General features: G+C 62.3%; 13 protein-coding genes and 1 pseudogene. 7 read left to right on the top strand and 7 right to left on the bottom strand.

All coding sequences use genetic code 11. The features are described from left to right. Window positions 1-4 precede the first annotated feature (4 nt). Both B0G74_RS09590 and B0G74_RS09585 read right to left on the bottom strand, forming a co-directional pair. Window positions 5-1,738: a fumarate reductase/succinate dehydrogenase flavoprotein subunit gene (locus B0G74_RS09590; RefSeq protein WP_132374581.1), complete on the bottom strand. Its 1,734-nt coding sequence runs from the start codon at window positions 1,736-1,738 to the stop codon at window positions 5-7. Beyond that, a complete protein-coding gene (locus tag B0G74_RS09585) occupies window positions 1,735-2,514 on the bottom strand; it encodes a GntR family transcriptional regulator (RefSeq protein WP_132374580.1) in 780 nt (259 codons plus the stop codon). Before B0G74_RS09585 ends, B0G74_RS09590 begins: the two co-directional genes overlap by 4 nt. Window positions 2,515-2,755: 241 nt before the next feature. On the opposite strand from B0G74_RS09585, the gene B0G74_RS09580 reads away from it, so the two are divergent. The 4 genes from B0G74_RS09580 (at window position 2,756) to B0G74_RS09565 (ending at window position 6,664) form a co-directional block, all read left to right on the top strand. After that, window positions 2,756-4,078 (top strand): LLM class flavin-dependent oxidoreductase, encoded by a 1,323-nt coding sequence (locus tag B0G74_RS09580; RefSeq protein ID WP_132374579.1) that lies wholly within the window; start codon window positions 2,756-2,758, stop codon window positions 4,076-4,078. 183 nt (window positions 4,079-4,261) lie between these two features. Then, the gene (locus tag B0G74_RS09575) at window positions 4,262-5,080 is read left to right on the top strand and encodes an ABC transporter substrate-binding protein (protein ID WP_132374578.1); all 819 of its coding nucleotides are present in this window, start codon (window positions 4,262-4,264) and stop codon (window positions 5,078-5,080) included. 94 nt (window positions 5,081-5,174) lie between these two features. Beyond that, the gene (locus B0G74_RS09570; RefSeq protein ID WP_207915633.1) at window positions 5,175-5,915 is read left to right on the top strand and encodes an amino acid ABC transporter permease; all 741 of its coding nucleotides are present in this window, start codon (window positions 5,175-5,177) and stop codon (window positions 5,913-5,915) included. Beyond that, window positions 5,912-6,664 (top strand): amino acid ABC transporter permease, encoded by a 753-nt coding sequence (locus B0G74_RS09565; protein ID WP_132374576.1) that lies wholly within the window; start codon window positions 5,912-5,914, stop codon window positions 6,662-6,664. Before B0G74_RS09570 ends, B0G74_RS09565 begins: the two co-directional genes overlap by 4 nt. A gap of 303 nt (window positions 6,665-6,967) precedes the next feature. Here the strand turns inward: B0G74_RS09565 and B0G74_RS09560 are convergent. Beyond that, window positions 6,968-7,171: pseudogene (locus B0G74_RS09560) on the bottom strand (ABC transporter substrate-binding protein); the annotation flags it as partial. A gap of 326 nt (window positions 7,172-7,497) precedes the next feature. On the opposite strand from B0G74_RS09560, the gene B0G74_RS09555 reads away from it, so the two are divergent. Beyond that, the gene (locus B0G74_RS09555) at window positions 7,498-8,364 is read left to right on the top strand and encodes an SDR family oxidoreductase (protein WP_132374575.1); all 867 of its coding nucleotides are present in this window, start codon (window positions 7,498-7,500) and stop codon (window positions 8,362-8,364) included. Between the two features lie 25 nt (window positions 8,365-8,389). On the opposite strand, the gene B0G74_RS09550 is transcribed toward B0G74_RS09555, so the two are convergent. Beyond that, window positions 8,390-9,424, bottom strand: coding sequence for a DNA-binding protein (locus B0G74_RS09550; RefSeq protein ID WP_243658156.1), 1,035 nt, complete (start codon window positions 9,422-9,424; stop codon window positions 8,390-8,392). Window positions 9,425-9,617: 193 nt separating this feature from the next. Between B0G74_RS09550 and B0G74_RS09545 the strand changes: the two genes are divergently transcribed. Further along, a complete protein-coding gene (locus B0G74_RS09545) occupies window positions 9,618-10,823 on the top strand; it encodes a tyrosine-type recombinase/integrase (protein ID WP_132374573.1) in 1,206 nt (401 codons plus the stop codon). A gap of 49 nt (window positions 10,824-10,872) precedes the next feature. On the opposite strand, the gene ilvD is transcribed toward B0G74_RS09545, so the two are convergent. From ilvD to B0G74_RS09530, 3 genes are all read right to left on the bottom strand, one after another. Next, window positions 10,873-12,735: a dihydroxy-acid dehydratase gene (ilvD, locus tag B0G74_RS09540; protein ID WP_132374572.1), complete on the bottom strand. Its 1,863-nt coding sequence runs from the start codon at window positions 12,733-12,735 to the stop codon at window positions 10,873-10,875. A gap of 272 nt (window positions 12,736-13,007) precedes the next feature. Beyond that, window positions 13,008-14,015 carry a DUF1571 domain-containing protein gene (locus B0G74_RS09535; protein ID WP_165923840.1) on the bottom strand — a complete coding sequence of 336 codons (1,008 nt, stop codon included), beginning with the start codon at window positions 14,013-14,015 and terminating at the stop codon, window positions 13,008-13,010. Between the two features lie 20 nt (window positions 14,016-14,035). Further along, window positions 14,036-14,818, bottom strand: a complete 783-nt coding sequence (locus tag B0G74_RS09530) for an anti-sigma factor (RefSeq protein ID WP_132374570.1) — start codon at window positions 14,816-14,818, stop codon at window positions 14,036-14,038. A gap of 383 nt (window positions 14,819-15,201) precedes the next feature. Between B0G74_RS09530 and B0G74_RS09525 the strand changes: the two genes are divergently transcribed. After that, window positions 15,202-15,942 (top strand): hypothetical protein, encoded by a 741-nt coding sequence (locus B0G74_RS09525; RefSeq protein WP_132374569.1) that lies wholly within the window; start codon window positions 15,202-15,204, stop codon window positions 15,940-15,942. Window positions 15,943-15,964: the final 22 nt, after the last annotated feature.

Genomic DNA, 15,964 nt, shown 5'->3' with positions numbered 1-15,964 from the left:
CTCCTCAGGCGTCGGCAAGCGCGGGTTCGCCGATGCGCAAGTTCTGATAGGCGTGACTGTCGTGAGCGTCGAGTGGCACCACGTAGGGTTCGACGGCGCGTTTTTCGCTGCTCATGCGACCCGTTGCGTCCTTGCGCAGATGCGTGTGGCAAAACCAGTCCGCGTCGTTGCGCTGCGGATAGTCGACCCGATGGTGGTACAGCCCCCAGCGGCTCTCCGTGCGATACAGCGATGCGTGCGCGGCCATTTCGGCGCAATCGCGAATCGCCCGCACTTCGGCGGCGCGCATCAGTTCGTGCGGATTGTCGGCCTTGATCCGGCCGATGTCGTCGGCGATTTCGGCAAAGCGCTGCTGGCCGATTTCCATCTTGCGCGTGACTTTCGGCGGTTGCAGATAGTCGTTCACCATGCGGCGCAGCTTGTATTCGACCTGCGCCGGCGCGAGCCCGGTGTCCCGTTCGAGCGGGGCGTAGATGCGTGAGCGCTCAGCTTCGATCTGCTCGTCGTCCAGCGCGGCATGCTCGCGGCCCTCGATGTATTGCGCGGCGTTGTGGCCGGCGAACCAGCCATAGGTAAACGCGCCGAGCATGTAGTTGTGCGGCACGGCCGCCATGTCGCCGGCAGCATAGAGACCCGCAACCGTAGTTTCCGCGCGCTCGTTCACGTACACGCCGGATGCGCTATGACCGCTGCAAAAGCCGATCTCGGAGATGTGCATCTCGATCATCTGCTCGCGATAGTCGGTGCCGCGTCCCGCATGAAAACGTCCGCGGCTCGGGCGCTCGTTCGTATGCAGAATCTGCTCGATGGTCTGAATGGTTTCTTCCGCGAGATGGTCGAGCTTCAGAAACACGGGGCCATTGCCGCTCTGCAGTTCCTGATAGAACTCCCACATCATCTGCCCGCTCCAGTAATCGCATTCGATGAAGCGTTCACCCTTGCCGTTGGCCGTAAAACCGCCGAGCGGTCCCGTCACGTAGGCGCAGGCCGGGCCGTTGTAGTCCTTGATCAGCGGGTTGATCTGGAAGCACTCGAGGTTCGCCAGCGCGGCGCCGGCGTGATAGGCCATCGCGTAGCCGTCGCCGGCGTTGGTGGGGTTCTCGTAAGTGCCCATCAGATATCCCGACGACGGCAAGCCGAGCCGGCCCGCCGCGCCGCAGCAGAGGATCACCGCCTTGGCGCGCACCACGTAGAAATCGGCCGTGCGGCAATCGAAGCCCAGCACGCCGCAGGCGCTCCCTTGCGCATCGGTCAACACGCGAGTGACAACGATCCGATTGGTGATCGCAATGCGCGCGCGTTTGAGCTGCCGGTACAGCACTTTCTTGATGTCGTGGCCTTCCGGCATCGGCAGGACATAAGAGCCCATGTGATGCACTTTCTTGACGGCATAGTCGCCGGTACCGTCTTTTTCGAACTTCACGCCCCAGCGGTCCAGTTCCTCGATGGTCTTGAAGCTGTGCCGCGCGTAAGCGTAGACGGCCGACTGATCGACGATGCCGTCGTTTGCGATGGTGATTTCGCGCGTGTATTGCTCGGGTGTCGCGTGACCGGGGATGATGGCATTGTTCAGGCCATCCATCCCCATCGAAATCGCGCCGCTGCGCTTGACGTTGGCCTTTTCCAGCAGCAGTACCTTGAGGTTCGGGTTCTGTTCCTTGGCCTTGACGGCAGCCATAGGGCCGGCCGTGCCGCCGCCCACGACGACCAGGTCGTACTCGATCACATGCGTATTCATTTCGTCTTCCTTGTGCTCTTCTTCTCTTTCTGACGATCGATGCGAAAGCGGTACTGGAATGCATCGCCGCGGAAATAGAGGTATTCGTAGTCGATCGGCGTGCCGTCCGCGCTATGGGTGAGACGTTCGATCCGCAGCACTGGGCTGCCTTCCTCGACGTTCAATGCTTCGACGATGTCTTCGTCGGCGAGAATGGCGTCGATGGAAACGTCCGCGTGGCCGAGCGGCACGGCGCAATCGTTCTCGAGAATCAGAAAGATGTCGCGCGTGACGAGGTCGGCATTGGCGAGGCGCTTGCCTAATGCTTCGGGCACCCATGTGATTTCCAGCGACACCGGTTCACGATTGAGCAGACGCACGCGGTGGATCTCGGCCACTTTCGCGCCTTCGGGCAACTCAAGGCGCTGAGCGATCTGGGCGGTGGCCGGCATGAAACGGATGTGCTTGAGCTGGTTGACGATTTCATAGCCCATCGACGACATCGCTTCGGCGAAGCCCTGCAGCGCGCCGACGTTCTGGAATGCTTTCGGCTTGGAAACGAAGGTGCCCTTGCCGTGCAGCTTGAAAACGAGGCCTTCCTTCTGCAGATCGCCGAGTGCTTGCCGCACGGTGATGCGGCTGACGTCGAACATCGCGCACAGATCGTTTTCGGAGGGCATCTGCGAATGGGCCGCATACGTGCCGTTGAGAATGCGTGCGCGCAACTCCGTCTTGATCTGCTCGTAGAGCGGAGCAGCGGCAAGCGGCAGCACGTTGGCGAGGTCGGGTTTCGTCATGGTTTTGCGGGGTTGTCCGTACTTGTTATGACAAGTTGAATCACAGTCTAGTGATGGAGTCGTGCCGGGCGAACGAAGATTTTGTGCTTTGTATTTCTTCAGGGACGCATTTGGGATGGATGCCGGCGCGCATCCGCGCGGCACGGCGGCCGGGAGTGGGAATGACCCGCGAATCGGCCGCAAGCAGCCGCGGCGAAGCGCGATTAAACTGGCCCGACCTATTCGCAATGGAGAGCGGCACATGTCACGTCAGCTTCGCCTCGGCGCCTTCATGCGTCCCACGACGATTCATACCGGCGCATGGCGCTATCCCGGCGCCTATCCGGACGCCAACTTCAATTTCGGCCACCTGAAGCGTTTTGCGCAGACGCTCGAACGCGGCCGCTTCGACGCGTTCTTCATGGCCGACCATCTCGCGGTGCTCAATATGCCGCTGGATGCGCTCAAGCATAGCCACACGGTCACGTCGTTCGAGCCGCTGACGCTGTTGCCCGCGCTGGCGGCGGTAACCGAAAGGCTAGGGCTGGTCGCCACCGCGTCCACCACGTTCGACGCGCCTTATCACGTGGCCCGGCGTTTCGCCTCGCTCGATCACATCAGCGGCGGCCGCGCAGGATGGAATCTCGTGACGACGTCGAACCCGGACGCCGCGCTCAATTTCGGCCTCGACGAGCATGTCGAGCATGACGAACGCTATCGGCGTGCCCGCGAGTTCTTCGATGTGGTCACCGGCCTGTGGGACAGTTGGGCCGACGACGCCTTTGTCCGCGATACGGCAACCGGTACCTACTTCGATCCGCAGAAACTGCATGTGCTGAATTACAAGAGCGACAGCTTCTCCGTGCGCGGACCGTTGAATATCGCGCGCCCCATTCAGGGCTGGCCGGTCATCGTGCAGGCCGGTTCATCCGAAGCGGGGCGGCAGATCGCGGCCGAAACCGCCGAGGTGGTGTTCACCGCGCAAAGCAATCTGGCTGACGGAAAGCGCTTCTACGCCGATGTAAAAGGCCGCATGGAGAAACTCGGTCGGCAGCGCGATCACATGAAGATCTTGCCGGCCGCCTTCGTCGTGGTGGGCGATACGCTGGACGAGGCGCAGGAGACGCGCGCGCGACTCGACACGTTCGTTCACTACGAGAGCGGCCTCGCTTCGTTGTCGATTGCATTGGGGCACGATGTGTCCGGCTTCGATCCGAACGGCCCATTGCCGGAAATCCCCGAAACCAATGCGAGCCGTACGGCACGGCAAAGGGTGGTCGAATGGGCGCAGCGTGATGGCCTGACGATTCGCCAGCTCGCGCAGCGCATTGGCGGCTACTCGGGACTTGAGATGGTCGGCACGGCTGCGATGATCGCGGATCAGATGGAGCAGTGGTTGGTGGAGGAGGGCTCGGACGGGTTCAATGTGATGTTCTCGCACCTTCCCGCCGGCCTCGATGACTTCGTCGATAAAGTCATTCCTGAATTGCAGAAGCGAGGGCTGTTCCGGCGCGAGTATGAAGGCGTGACGCTGCGCGAGAATCTCGGGTTGCCGCGGCCTGAAAACCGGTTTTTTCCCGCGTGATGTGAGCCGCTCCTGGCAACGCGGGCATTCCAGCGCCGGCGATATGACTTTCGCCGCTTAGCACCTGAGAATTGCTTCGTTTGTTCTGTCCGGCAGCGTTGGTAGAGTGAGTGGCTCACGCGCAAGAAAGAACGTCGATCGACGTCTTGCGCGGATCATCAAGAACAACAGGAAACCACCGCTATGAATTTCAGAGTGCTTGGGGCAGTGCTTGCCGGAAGTCTGCTCGTCTTGTCTACCGCCGCGCACGCGGATCGCCTCGACGACATCAGGAAAGCGGGCGTGCTGCGAGTTGCCGCGTTCGACAGCAATCCGCCGTTCGGCTTTGTCGATCCGAAGAACAACCAGATCGTCGGGCTCGACATCGACTATGCGCGTGCTCTCGCGACCCGGCTCGGCGTCAAGCTCGATATCCAGCCGACCAATCCGGCCAACCGCATCGCCTTCCTGAAGTCGGGCAAGGTGGATCTGGTGTTCGCCAACTTTACGATTACCGACGATCGCAAGAAGGAGGTGGATTTCAGCACCCCGTATTTTGCGTCCGGCACGCAGTTCATCGCGAAGAAGGGCACGCTCACGTCGCCGCAGCAGTTGAACAGCTTGCGTATCGGTGCGGACAAAGGCACGACCAATGAGCAGCAGGTGCGCGCGCAATTCCCGGGCGCCACGATCGTCGCTTACGACGACACGCCGTTCGCTTTCGCCGCGCTGCGCACGGGCAATGTGCAGGCGATTACGCAAGACGGGCCGAAGCTCGTCGCGTTGCTGGCTAAAGTGCCGGACAAGGCGAACTACGAGATCCCGCCGTTCACCATCTCCAACGACTACGAAGGCGTGGGTGTGCCGAAGGGCGAGACGCGACTGCTGAATGTCGTCAACGAGACGTTGAAGGATCTGGAGGCCAAAGGCACGGCCGGCAAGATTTACGACACCTGGTTCGGCCCGACAAGTGCCGCGCCGTTGCCACGTTTGTTCAAGATCGGCGACGCGCAAAAGAGCTGACGTACGTCGCTTTCTAAGCGCCTGAATACGGCCCGGTCATGACTCGAAACGCGCGGCCGGGCCGTCTTGCTGATAGAGGACCGCGGTTTTTCGAATGCATTTCATGAATCTCTGGCTGGAGCCTCGCTATCTCGACTGGCTCGCACATGGCTTTGTCATCACCCTGGTTCTGTCGGCTTGCGTGAGCGTATGCGCCACGTTGCTAGGCTTCGGGCTGGCCGTGGCTCAAATCTCCCAACATCGCACGGTCGCCGCTGCGGCACGGCTCTATGTGCTCGTGTTTCGCAATTCGCCGCTGCTGGCGCAGTTGCTATTCTGGTACTTCGGCGCGGCGACGCTGCTGCCCCAGCTGTGGATGACGTGGCTGAACGCGCCGCATCTGTTGAACGTTGGGCCTATTGTTCTGCGCTGGCCGAGCTTCGAGCTGTTCGCGGGCTGGCTCGGCTTGACCTGCTACAGCACCGCCTTTATCGCCGAAGAGTTTCGCGCCGGCATTCGCGGCGTGGGCGTCGCGCAATATCAGGCCGGCGCCGCCTTGGGCATGACGCGTTACGCCACCTTACGTCATGTGATCTTGCCGCAAGCGGTGCGTATCGCCACGCCGCCGCTCGCGGGGCAATACATGAATATCGTGAAGAACTCGTCGCTGACAATGGCGATCGGCGTGGCCGAGCTGTCGTATATGTCGCGTCAGGTCGACACGGAGAGCTTCCGGACTTTTCAGGCCTTCGGTACGGCAACCGTGCTGTATGTCGTCACCATCGCGTTGATCGAAATTGCATTGGTGATCTGGCAACGCACGGGTGCGCGTGCGTTGCAAAGGGGGCACGCATGAGTGCGCTCGAATCGCTGCCGACGCTGCGATATCTGCTGCTAGGTGCGTTCCCCAATGGGCCGCTGGGTGGCGCGGCGTTGACTGTGGTGCTGTCGGTGGTGTCGGCGCTGCTGTCCGCTGCGGTAGGTCTGGCAGGCGGTGTGGCGCTCTCGATGACGCGCGGCGCCGCGCATCTGCTTCTGCTCGGAATCGTCGCGTTTTTCCGGGCGATTCCGGTGCTGATGCTGATTTTCTGGACGTTCTTCCTGATGCCGATTCTGCTGCATGTCGACGTGCCGGGTCTGGCGGCGGTGGTGTGCGCGCTGTCGTTGATCGGTGGCGCGTATCTGTCGCATTCGGTACATGCGGGCATCGTCTCGATCGGAGCGGGCCAGCAGAACGCGGCGCTGTCACTCGGGCTGACGCGTTGGCAAGCGTTACGCTATGTGGTGCTGCCGCAGGCGGTACGCGTGATGATGCCGTCGTTCGTCAATCAGTGGGTGTCGCTCATTAAAGATACTTCGCTCGCGTATATCGTTGGGGTGCCGGAATTCACCTTTCTCGCCAATCAGGTCAACAGCCGTCTGATGATTTACCCTGCGCAGATTTTCGTGTTCGTCGGGATCGTGTATCTGGTTTTGTGCTCTGCGCTGCAATGGATTGCGTCTCGTGTGTTGTTGCGCGCGCCAGCCGTTCACGTCACTGGCACCGACACGGAAACCGAGGCCGGCACGGCGCGCAGCAGAGAGCGTGGCGTGGCGATGCCCTAACGCGCTGTGTTTGTGCATGGACCGGGGCACGGCTCGTTGGCGTGACCTGTGCGCCGATCCGGGACGTTCAGTGCTGCCCGACAGTCCCGATCAATCCGTCCAGTAACTGCAAACGCAGTTCCGTCAACCACAAGTCGCGCCTGTCGCGCGGCCTCGCTGTGTCGATGGCGGCAACGCAAGTCCCGCCACGCGCCAGGTCTTCAGCGGATCGCGTCGTGGTGGCGCTTCGCGATGCCGTCGAACGGTTGATGCGGAGTCCTCGAGCGACAGTGAATCGTCGGTAGCCATGGCGGTGTGGTCGGCTTACTTGCCTGCGTCGGCCGCGATAATTGGCTGCGCGGGCTTTGCATCGATCAACGCGTCGATGATCTGGTTCAGGTTCGTGTCCGGTTTAACCAGTTGCTCCTGCGTGAGAATAGGCGCAGCGGCCTTGAGCGCGGCGAGTTGTTTGACGCCCGGTTGCGGCTGGCTGAAGTCGTTGCGGCTCAACTGCAGTTTCGCCACCGGCTTGCCAAGCGCGACGATGTCGTCGTCTCGCTCGTGGGCCTCGATGCGTTCAACTGGAAGCTCGCGCGTTTTACGCTGAGCACGGCGCCGCTGCGCGCGATTCGAGGGTGTCGTCGGCTATGAAATCGCCTATCTGGCTGCGCCGGGGCTGGCGCGTCCGCGGGAGCTAACCGCGCATGCCGTGCCGACCACGCCGTTGAGCAGCACGCATGCCTGACGACGGTTCGGTACGGCGATGCGCGCGGGCCCGAACGTTGCTGCGTCTACGGCAGCCGCCGCGTGCTTTTAGCGCGCCGCGTATGTTCATTCGCGCTTTGGAGATCGCCATGACCGACCCGCAACGTCCCACGCCACCGTTTCCAAACCAGCAGCAGGACCAGACGCCGGGGCAAACCGCGCCCATGAAGCCGCAACCGGATCACGGCGAGCAATCGTATAAGGGCTCAGGGCGTCTTGCCGGCAAGGCCGCCATCATTACCGGCGGCGACAGTGGAATCGGCCGCGCTGTCGCCATTGCGTTCGCGCGTGAGGGCGCGGACGTGTTGATCTCCTACCTCAACGAAGACGACGATGCGCGCGAAACCGCGCGCTGGGTGGAGGAGGCCGGCCGCAAGGCGTTGCTGCTGCGTGGCGACATCACGAACCCGGCGCACTGCAAGGAGATCGTCGAGCGAGCCGTCGAGGCGTTCGGGCGCCTCGACGTGCTGGTCAACAATGCGGCCTATCAGATGAGCTATCCGTCGCTCGAAGACATCAGCGATGAAGAATGGGACAAGACGTTCGATACCAACATCGGCGCGATGTTCAGGATTACGCGGGCGGCGGTGAAGTATATGAAGCCAGGGGCGTCGATCGTGAATACGTCGTCGATCAATGCGGATCATCCCAATCCGGGGTTGATCGCCTACGCGACCACCAAAGGTGCGATTCAGAATTTCACCGGCGGTCTTGCTCAATTGCTGGCGGAGAAGGGCATACGGGCGAATTGTGTCGCGCCCGGGCCGATCTGGACGCCTTTGATTCCGTCGACCATGCCGCGCGAGAAAGTGGAGAAGTTCGGCGAGCAGGTGCCGATGAAACGCCCGGGCCAGCCGGCCGAACTGGCCGCCGCCTACGTGATGCTCGCCTCCGATGAAGCGAGCTATATCTCGGGCGCAACGATCGCGGTGACGGGCGGAGCGCCCATTATCTAAGATCACACGCGCGTACCACGTTGCGTCAGCTTTCCGAGGTTGACCTGCGAACCGCCGCTGTTTCCGTGAACTTCAAATCGCGGCGCACGTCCCGTCTCCTGGCTGATGACGGGCGGCGAGAAGAGGGTGAGGACGTCGCAGCAGGGCGCCCGCTTTCCACCAGTTGACGAGACAGCGCTTCAAGCTTTTTGCGAAGGAGTTCGCTCGCCGCGATTTGTTCGTCGAGCGCAATGTCCCGTGATGCGAGTTCTCCTTCGACGCTCGCGCAACGTGTCATCGACGTCGCCAACTGGGTTTTCGCCGCAGCGAGCGCATCGCGCAGCTGATCTCGTTCTGCCTGATGCGTGGCCTGCGCCTCGGCCATCCGATCGATAGCGGCCTGCAGTTCCTGGCGCGTCTGGCGCGCGGCCGTCCGCTCGCTGTCGATCTCCAGGAGCGCCCGCTTTTCAGTCGCGGCGAGGCGCTGTTCGCTCTGATTGTGCATGACGCGTAGCTTGCTCAACTCCTCGGCGAATTCCCGTCTGGCTTCCGACAGCGCCGTGGCGGCAACCGCGCTTTCGTTTCTGGACTGCGCGAGCTGATCAGCGAGCATGGTTTTGGCGGTTTCCAGTTCGACGAGGCGCGCGAGCAGCTTTGCGTTTTCAGTGCGAACGTTTGCCGCGTCGCGGGACGTCTGCTCGGCGGCGGCGATCGCAGTGTCGCGTTCCGCAGCCAATCCTCGTGCATGTTCGCGTGCCTCGGCTATTTCGCGCTGCGCGTCTTGCCTGAAGACTTCCAGCGCCGCATTGGCCGCGTCGCCCGATAGCCGCCAAAGCGTCGCCGCCAGTTCGCCGGCGGCGCTCGCGACCTCTGGCGGCAAATCTGGTTGCCCGACGTCGACCCGCGTCCTGTCCCTGACTTCCGTCCAGAAATCCCGCAAGGCTTTCGCCGGAGCGCTCATGCTGCCTTTGCGAACAAGTTGATAGAGCTTGTTCGCTGTCGGCGTTTCTCCGTAACGGAAGAACATCAGCGCGCAAACCTCACGATAAAGCTCCTGCGTGTCCGGGACGCGTTCACGCAACGCTTCGATATCGGCTTCGAGAGTCATAGGAATCCTTGGGCGGCTGTATTATCCGAATGTGTTGATAATACAACGTATAACGTCGAATACACAATTTACTCTTATCCGCTACACGACATTAGTACTATAATGTCGTGTATGATGTGCCGAGTGCTTTTCGCGCAAGAATCTCGTCTTTGGGACCTTCAAAACCGTGCCTGATGCTCAACTCGTTACCGTTCAGCCTGTCGAATCGCTAGTCGTTCCCGAAATTCTCGACGGTCGTGACGGCACCAACCGTGGCGCAGCCAGTGGCTCACAGCTGTCGGCCACCAACGATCTGGACGCCGTCCGCGCGTGGCTGTCGAACTACGCCGACACCAAAACGACGTTCGACAACTACCGCAAGGAAGCCGAGCGGCTGCTGCTGTGGGCCGTCGTGCAACTCGGCAAACCGCTGTCGTCGCTGACGCACGAGGATCTGCTGCGGTTCAAGGGGTTTCTCGTCGATCCGCAGCCGGCGGCGCGCTGGGTTTCGGCCACCGGCGGCAAATTTCCCCGCGGCGACGAGCGCTGGCGTCCGTTCAATGGGCCGCTGTCGCCGGCCAGCCAGCGTCAGGCGCTGATCATCCTGAACGCGATGTTCACGTGGCTGGTCAACGCCGGCTATCTGCGGGGCAATCCCATGGCGCTGCTTCGACAACGCGCCAAACGCTCCGCGCCCCGAGTGACGCGCTATCTGTCGACGTCGCTATGGGACGAAGTGAAGGTGTTTGTCGAGCAACTGCCGCGCGAGTCTGCCGATGAGCGGGCGTATTACGCCCGTAGCCGCTGGCTGACGACGCTTTTCTATCTTCAGGGCATGCGGATATCTGAAGTCGCCGGCGGGAAAATGGGCGACTTTTCCCGCTGGCTAGGCGCTGACGGCAAAGATCAGTGGTGGCTTGAAACGCTCGGCAAAGGGAACAAGGAGCGCATCGTCCCCGCCTCGCCTGAGCTGATTCAGGAAATGCGGCTTTACCGAACTGAAAATGGTTTGGCGCCTCTGCCGACCCGGAGCGAAGAAACGCCGTTGGTCATTCCGTTCAGAGGCCGGAACCGGAATCTGTCCCGCTCCGCCATTCACGACGCGATCAAGAGCATTTTTGGCAATGCCGCCAGTTGGTTGCGCTCCAAAGGCGCCGAGTTCGCCGATCGAGCGGACGAACTGGAAAGAGCATCGGCGCACTGGCTTCGACATACCGCGGGTTCGCATCAAGCAGACGGCGGTGTGGATCTGCGGACGATCCGTGACAATCTGGGCCACGTGTCACTCAACACGACCAGTCTTTACCTCCATACCGAAGACGATGCGCGCCATCGCGAAACAGTCGATCGCCACCGCATGAACTGGGACGATTCCAAACCTGAGGGGAAGTGAATCCGGCCGGCCCTGACCGCCCTGCTGCGGGTGCCAGAGCCGTCCCATCTCATTTGCGCTTAAGTTGCGAAATATCCCGCACCGCGCCGCGATCAGCCGAGGTCGCCAGCGCGGCGTAGGCCTGCAACGCTTGCGACACCACGCGTTCACGATTCACCGGCAGCCAGGCCTTGTCGCCGCGTGCCTCCATGGCTTCGCGACGGCGCGCCAGTTCCGCGTCCGACACCACCAGGTGCATCTTGCGGTTGGGAATGTCGATCTCGATCACATCGCCCTCTTCCACCAGGCCGATCGTGCCGCCTTCCGCAGCTTCCGGCGACGCGTGCCCGATCACCAGCCCCGACGAACCGCCCGAGAAGCGGCCGTCGGTAAACAGCGCGCAGGTCTTACCCAATCCCTTGGACTTCAGATACGACGTGGGGTAAAGCATTTCCTGCATGCCGGGGCCGCCCTTGGGACCTTCGTAACGGATCACGACCACGTCGCCCGCCACGACCTTGTCGCCCAGAATGGCTTCGACGGCGTCGTCCTGGCTTTCGAAGACGCGAGCGCGTCCGGAGAAGATCCACTGCGATTCGTCGACACCGGCGGTCTTGACGATGCAGCCCTTGTCCGCGAGGTTGCCGTAAAGCACGGCGAGGCCGCCGTCTTTCGAATACGCGTTCTGCTTGCTACGGATGCAGCCGGTCTTGCGGTCGGTATCCAGCGACGCGAACGTGGCTTCCTGGCTGAACGCGACGGTGGTCGGAATGCCGCCCGGCGCCGCGCGGAAGAATTTCTGCGCTTCTTCGCCCGCGTCGCCGGCCACGTCCCACTTGGCGATGGCGTTGCCCAGCGTGCCGCTATGCACGTTGCCGCACGACAGGTCGAGCAGCTCCGCGCGGGCCAGCTCGCCGAGAATGCCGAGAATGCCGCCGGCACGATGCACGTCTTCGATATGGTATTTGTCGGTGGCGGGCGCCGCTTTGCACAGGCACGGCACCTTGCGCGAGATGCGATCGATGTCGGACATCGTGAAATCGACGCCGGCTTCCTGCGCCGCTGCCAGCAGGTGCAGCACGGTATTGGTCGAACCGCCCATGGCCACGTCGAGCGCCATGGCGTTCTCGAACGCCTGCTTGCTCGCGATGCTGCGCGGCAGGACCGACACGTCTTCTTCCTGATAGTAGCGGCGGCACAGGTCCACCACCAGGCGGCCGGCCTGCTCGAACAGGCCCTTGCGCCAGGCATGCGTGGCGACGATCGTGCCGTTGCCGGGCAGCGCCAGACCGATCGCTTCGGTCAGGCAGTTCATCGAGTTCGCGGTGAACATGCCCGAGCACGAGCCGCACGTCGGGCAGGCGCTGCGCTCGACCTCGGCCACTTCGGCGTCGCTGATCTTCGGGTCGGCCGCCTTGATCATCGCGTCGATCAGGTCGATCTTGGCGATCACCTGGCCGTCCGTCGGCGATTTGACCTTGCCCGCTTCCATCGGACCGCCGGAAACGAACACGACGGGGATGTTCAGGCGCATGGCGGCCATCAGCATGCCCGGCGTGATCTTGTCGCAATTGGAGATGCAGACCATGGCGTCGGCGCAGTGCGCGTTGACCATGTACTCCACCGAGTCGGCGATCAGTTCGCGCGAGGGCAGCGAATACAGCATGCCGCCGTGACCCATGGCGATGCCGTCGTCCACGGCAATGGTGTTGAATTCCTTGGCGACGCCGCCGGCCGCTTCGATTTCCTTCGCGACCAACGCGCCGAGGTCGCGCAGATGCACATGGCCCGGCACGAACTGCGTGAACGAGTTCACCACCGCAATAATGGGCTTGCCGAAATCACCGTCCTTCATTCCGGTGGCGCGCCACAAGGCGCGTGCGCCGGCCATGTTGCGGCCATGGGTCGAAGTTTTCGATCGATAGTCAGGCATTTGTGTCCTCAGGTATTGGGGTCGTCGACATTGGAATTGTGCCCAGGCCGCCACATGCACCATCGCGAACGGCGACCGGCGCGGCGATTGCCGCAGGGTGGCCCGCAATGGCGCGCGCGTGCGCGTGCGGCTGGGAAGGTACGAATAGTGCGAGAGGGCGCTTAAGACGTCCAATATATTTTTCCGGTGCAATTAAGTCGGAAAAAATATTAATGGACGGTCGGCGCAGGCGAGGAACTGGCGGTTGCGTGAACGTTCCGCCGGGCGGTGCATCAGCGGAAACCGTATTCAGGGTTGCCACGATCGAAAATGGATTCGCTCCACTGACGAGGCACGACATCTTCGAAGCGGATCAGCTCCAGCAGGCCGCCCTGTTCGTCCCACGCGGCTTCGCCACAGGGCCAGGTGTGCTGAAGATCGAACAGCAGTCTGACGCGCGGGGCGTAATGCGCGGGCGGTCCTGACGGAGCGGTCCATGTCCACGCCAGCAATCGCGTGCCGTGCGCGTTCATGAGTTCGATGCGGCCCGGCTTTTCGCTGAGGCCCTCTTCACGAAAGCTGCGCGCATCGTGCTCGACAGTGCGCGCGATGAACTGCAAGCCGAGATCCCGGACGCTATGGCGGGACTGGGCGTGCGCGAACGGGCCGTCGACGGCGACCTTGCCCGACACGAGACGCAGCCGGCCGCCTAGATGGCCGAACATGCTTTTCGGGTCCGTGGTTTCGTCGTAAAGGATCTCCTGGCCCGCATGAGCGCCATCAGGCAGCCATTTTGCGTAGACTTTTCGAGGGCTGTGCTGGTAGCGGATAAGCATGTGATCGGGGCGCTCCGGCCATCTTCCGGATATGCGCTCCTGACGGAACATGCTGTATTCGTAGGCGTCTTCGGCAATCATGTCGGACTTCGCGTACTCGACGAAGGCCTCAGGCTTCATCGCGTCCATCAGGGCGAGGATCTGATCGTCGGTCAGGGACAGTATCGAGTGGTTTTCGATCCGCGTGCGCAATGACGCTGCCTGTTCGCGAGCCGGGAGACACCGGAACTGCTCGATATCCGCATTCACGGTATCCGACGCGACAGCATTCGCGCATTCCGCCGCTGTCCCGGATGAAGCCGGCGCAATCGGGCTGGTCGATTGGGCGAACGCGCCCATTGAGACGATCAGGCACGTCAAGGCGAGCCCATGCAACAACGTCCGCGCGATTGTCCGCCATCCCGCAGCAGGCAGCGTGCGCCGGCGTACCGGATGATTGGAGATGCCAAATCCGCAAAACGTCATGGGTTTAATCCGTGGCTGGTTTACCGGCGTTTGAAGGGTTGCCCTAGCATGCTGCATGCGTCGATCGCCATGGGTCGCAATTGCGCCTCAGAGAGTTGACCGGTCAGCGCGCAGCCCGTTCCCTGGCTCCCCCAGTAGAACGTGCTGCGATTGCCGTCACGAAACAGGCGGAATGCTGTCGCATCCTTTGGAATCGCTGCGACGTACATCGTAAGCCGGGCGCCTGCCGTGTTCTGATACATGAATTGCGCGGCAGGCCCGGACTCGCCGGGCAGCAGGCGGCCGCCCATCAGCGAATACCCATATTCCCGAAGCGAAGCCACCGTCAACTGTCGATCGAGGCGCCGTGACAACCAGTTGACCAGTTGATCGCGTTGCAGCGCCGCGACCTCTACGGGGTGGCGTTTCTCGGGCGCGTACACCGCGAAAGCGATGTCGGCGCGCTCCGCGAACACGGGCGGAGCGGCCGCGAAATTCGCCGACACCCAACCGGATGACGAGCCGAGCGCCACGCCTATCGCCATGCAGGAGGCTGCGAGGCCAGCCTGCCGCCACCACGGCGTGAAGCGGCGGCGCACGACGATGCAGCGCGCGTCGTCTCGCGGATCCCTGAACAATGCCGCCAGCGCGGCTTTTTGCGCGCGGTAGTCGCCCACGCGTTCGGCCGCTCCCAGGTCGGTTGCCAGCCAATGGAGCGCGGCTGCGCGCTCCGACGCGGAGAGTTCATTGTCGGCAAACGCCGATAGCGGCCGCAGATCGGTACCACCCAAGCCTTGAGTCCTCCGGTCACGGTCGTCGTTCATGGCTAGTTTGCAGGTTGCAACTGCTCTGCCCTGATGCCTCTTGATGACGGAATGCCGTCCGTCGCAGATCCACGCACACGCGCGGTGAATCGGAGCCCGCGGCATAACCCCTTCTTTCTAGCCGGGAATGACGTTCCGGCACAGAACGGGCTCGAAATATCCGGCGCCAATACCGTGAGTAAACGTCCGCATGGTGCGCTCTATTCCAATCGTATGAAGTGAGCGTTTGCCGTTGCGTATCTGTTTATCGCGCAAAGGTCCGCCCGCCGCTCAGGCGAGTCAATTTCGCCGAGCCTACTCAGCATGAAGGTTTACGCGAAAGATGGAATAGGCGGTCGCACCGGATCGTTTAGACAGCATGTCCGAACCAACGGCAGACTTCGATGAACATTCGACAGCAGCACTTCATTCGGCCTGTCGGCACAACGCTGCTGATGGCATCCATGGCGTTGGTCGCCGGCTGCGGAGGCGGTGGTGGTAGCGGCAGCAGCACGTCGATGATTTCGATCGCCGGCACCGCGGCAACCGGCAAGGCACTTGCGAACGCGACGATCAACATCGACTGCGTGCGAGGCTCGATGGCGGTTGCGGCGGATGCGAACGGAAACTACCACGTGACGCTCGGCGCAGTGATGCCCTGCCTGATCGCCGCAACCTCGGGCGTGACGATGCTGCATTCCGTTGCATTCGCCGGCGGCACGTACAACGTCACGCCGGAGACGGATCTGCTGGTGTCGTATCTGGCGGCGCAACTCGGCACGAATGAAACCGGACTGATCGCCGGCTTCGGGGTGAACACACAGTTCCAGCAGACGCTCGCGAATCAGACCGACGTGCTGACCGCGCAGGCCGCGGTCGTCCAGAATCTACAGCAAACGTATGGTGTTACGCTGTCCACACCCAACTTCCTGACCACCACGTTCGCTGCCGGTCAGCCTGGCGAGGACAGTGATCTCGAAGCCCTCCTCGCTCGCGGCGCCATCGACGCCAACGGCGAACCGGCCGCCGCCGCCGTCGCGCTGATGGCCACGGCGGGAGCGGCACATCCGATTGCGGTCTCACCGAATAACAGCACGGGTGGGACCGGGGTCGGCGGCATTGGAAGCTCGGGCGGCATGATGTGACCCGACAGGTCGAGCCACATGA

The sequence above is a fragment of the Paraburkholderia sp. BL9I2N2 genome (assembly GCF_004339745.1).
In the GTDB taxonomy this organism is placed as follows: Bacteria; Pseudomonadota; Gammaproteobacteria; order Burkholderiales; family Burkholderiaceae; genus Paraburkholderia.
The sequence above is the reverse complement of the archived record's forward strand: the minus strand, read 5'-3'. Positions and strand labels throughout refer to the sequence as shown.

Coding starts and splice junctions, on each gene's coding strand:
- B0G74_RS09590 (WP_132374581.1), bottom strand. CDS start 1,738: ATGAATACGCATGTGATCGAGTACGACCTGGTCGTCGTGGGCGGCGGC.
- B0G74_RS09585 (WP_132374580.1), bottom strand. CDS start 2,514: ATGACGAAACCCGACCTCGCCAACGTGCTGCCGCTTGCCGCTGCTCCG.
- B0G74_RS09580 (WP_132374579.1), top strand. CDS start 2,756: ATGTCACGTCAGCTTCGCCTCGGCGCCTTCATGCGTCCCACGACGATT.
- B0G74_RS09575 (WP_132374578.1), top strand. CDS start 4,262: ATGAATTTCAGAGTGCTTGGGGCAGTGCTTGCCGGAAGTCTGCTCGTC.
- B0G74_RS09570 (WP_207915633.1), top strand. CDS start 5,175: ATGCATTTCATGAATCTCTGGCTGGAGCCTCGCTATCTCGACTGGCTC.
- B0G74_RS09565 (WP_132374576.1), top strand. CDS start 5,912: ATGAGTGCGCTCGAATCGCTGCCGACGCTGCGATATCTGCTGCTAGGT.
- B0G74_RS09555 (WP_132374575.1), top strand. CDS start 7,498: ATGACCGACCCGCAACGTCCCACGCCACCGTTTCCAAACCAGCAGCAG.
- ilvD (WP_132374572.1), bottom strand. CDS start 12,735: ATGCCTGACTATCGATCGAAAACTTCGACCCATGGCCGCAACATGGCC.
- B0G74_RS09535 (WP_165923840.1), bottom strand. CDS start 14,015: ATGACGTTTTGCGGATTTGGCATCTCCAATCATCCGGTACGCCGGCGC.
- B0G74_RS09530 (WP_132374570.1), bottom strand. CDS start 14,818: ATGAACGACGACCGTGACCGGAGGACTCAAGGCTTGGGTGGTACCGAT.
- B0G74_RS09525 (WP_132374569.1), top strand. CDS start 15,202: ATGAACATTCGACAGCAGCACTTCATTCGGCCTGTCGGCACAACGCTG.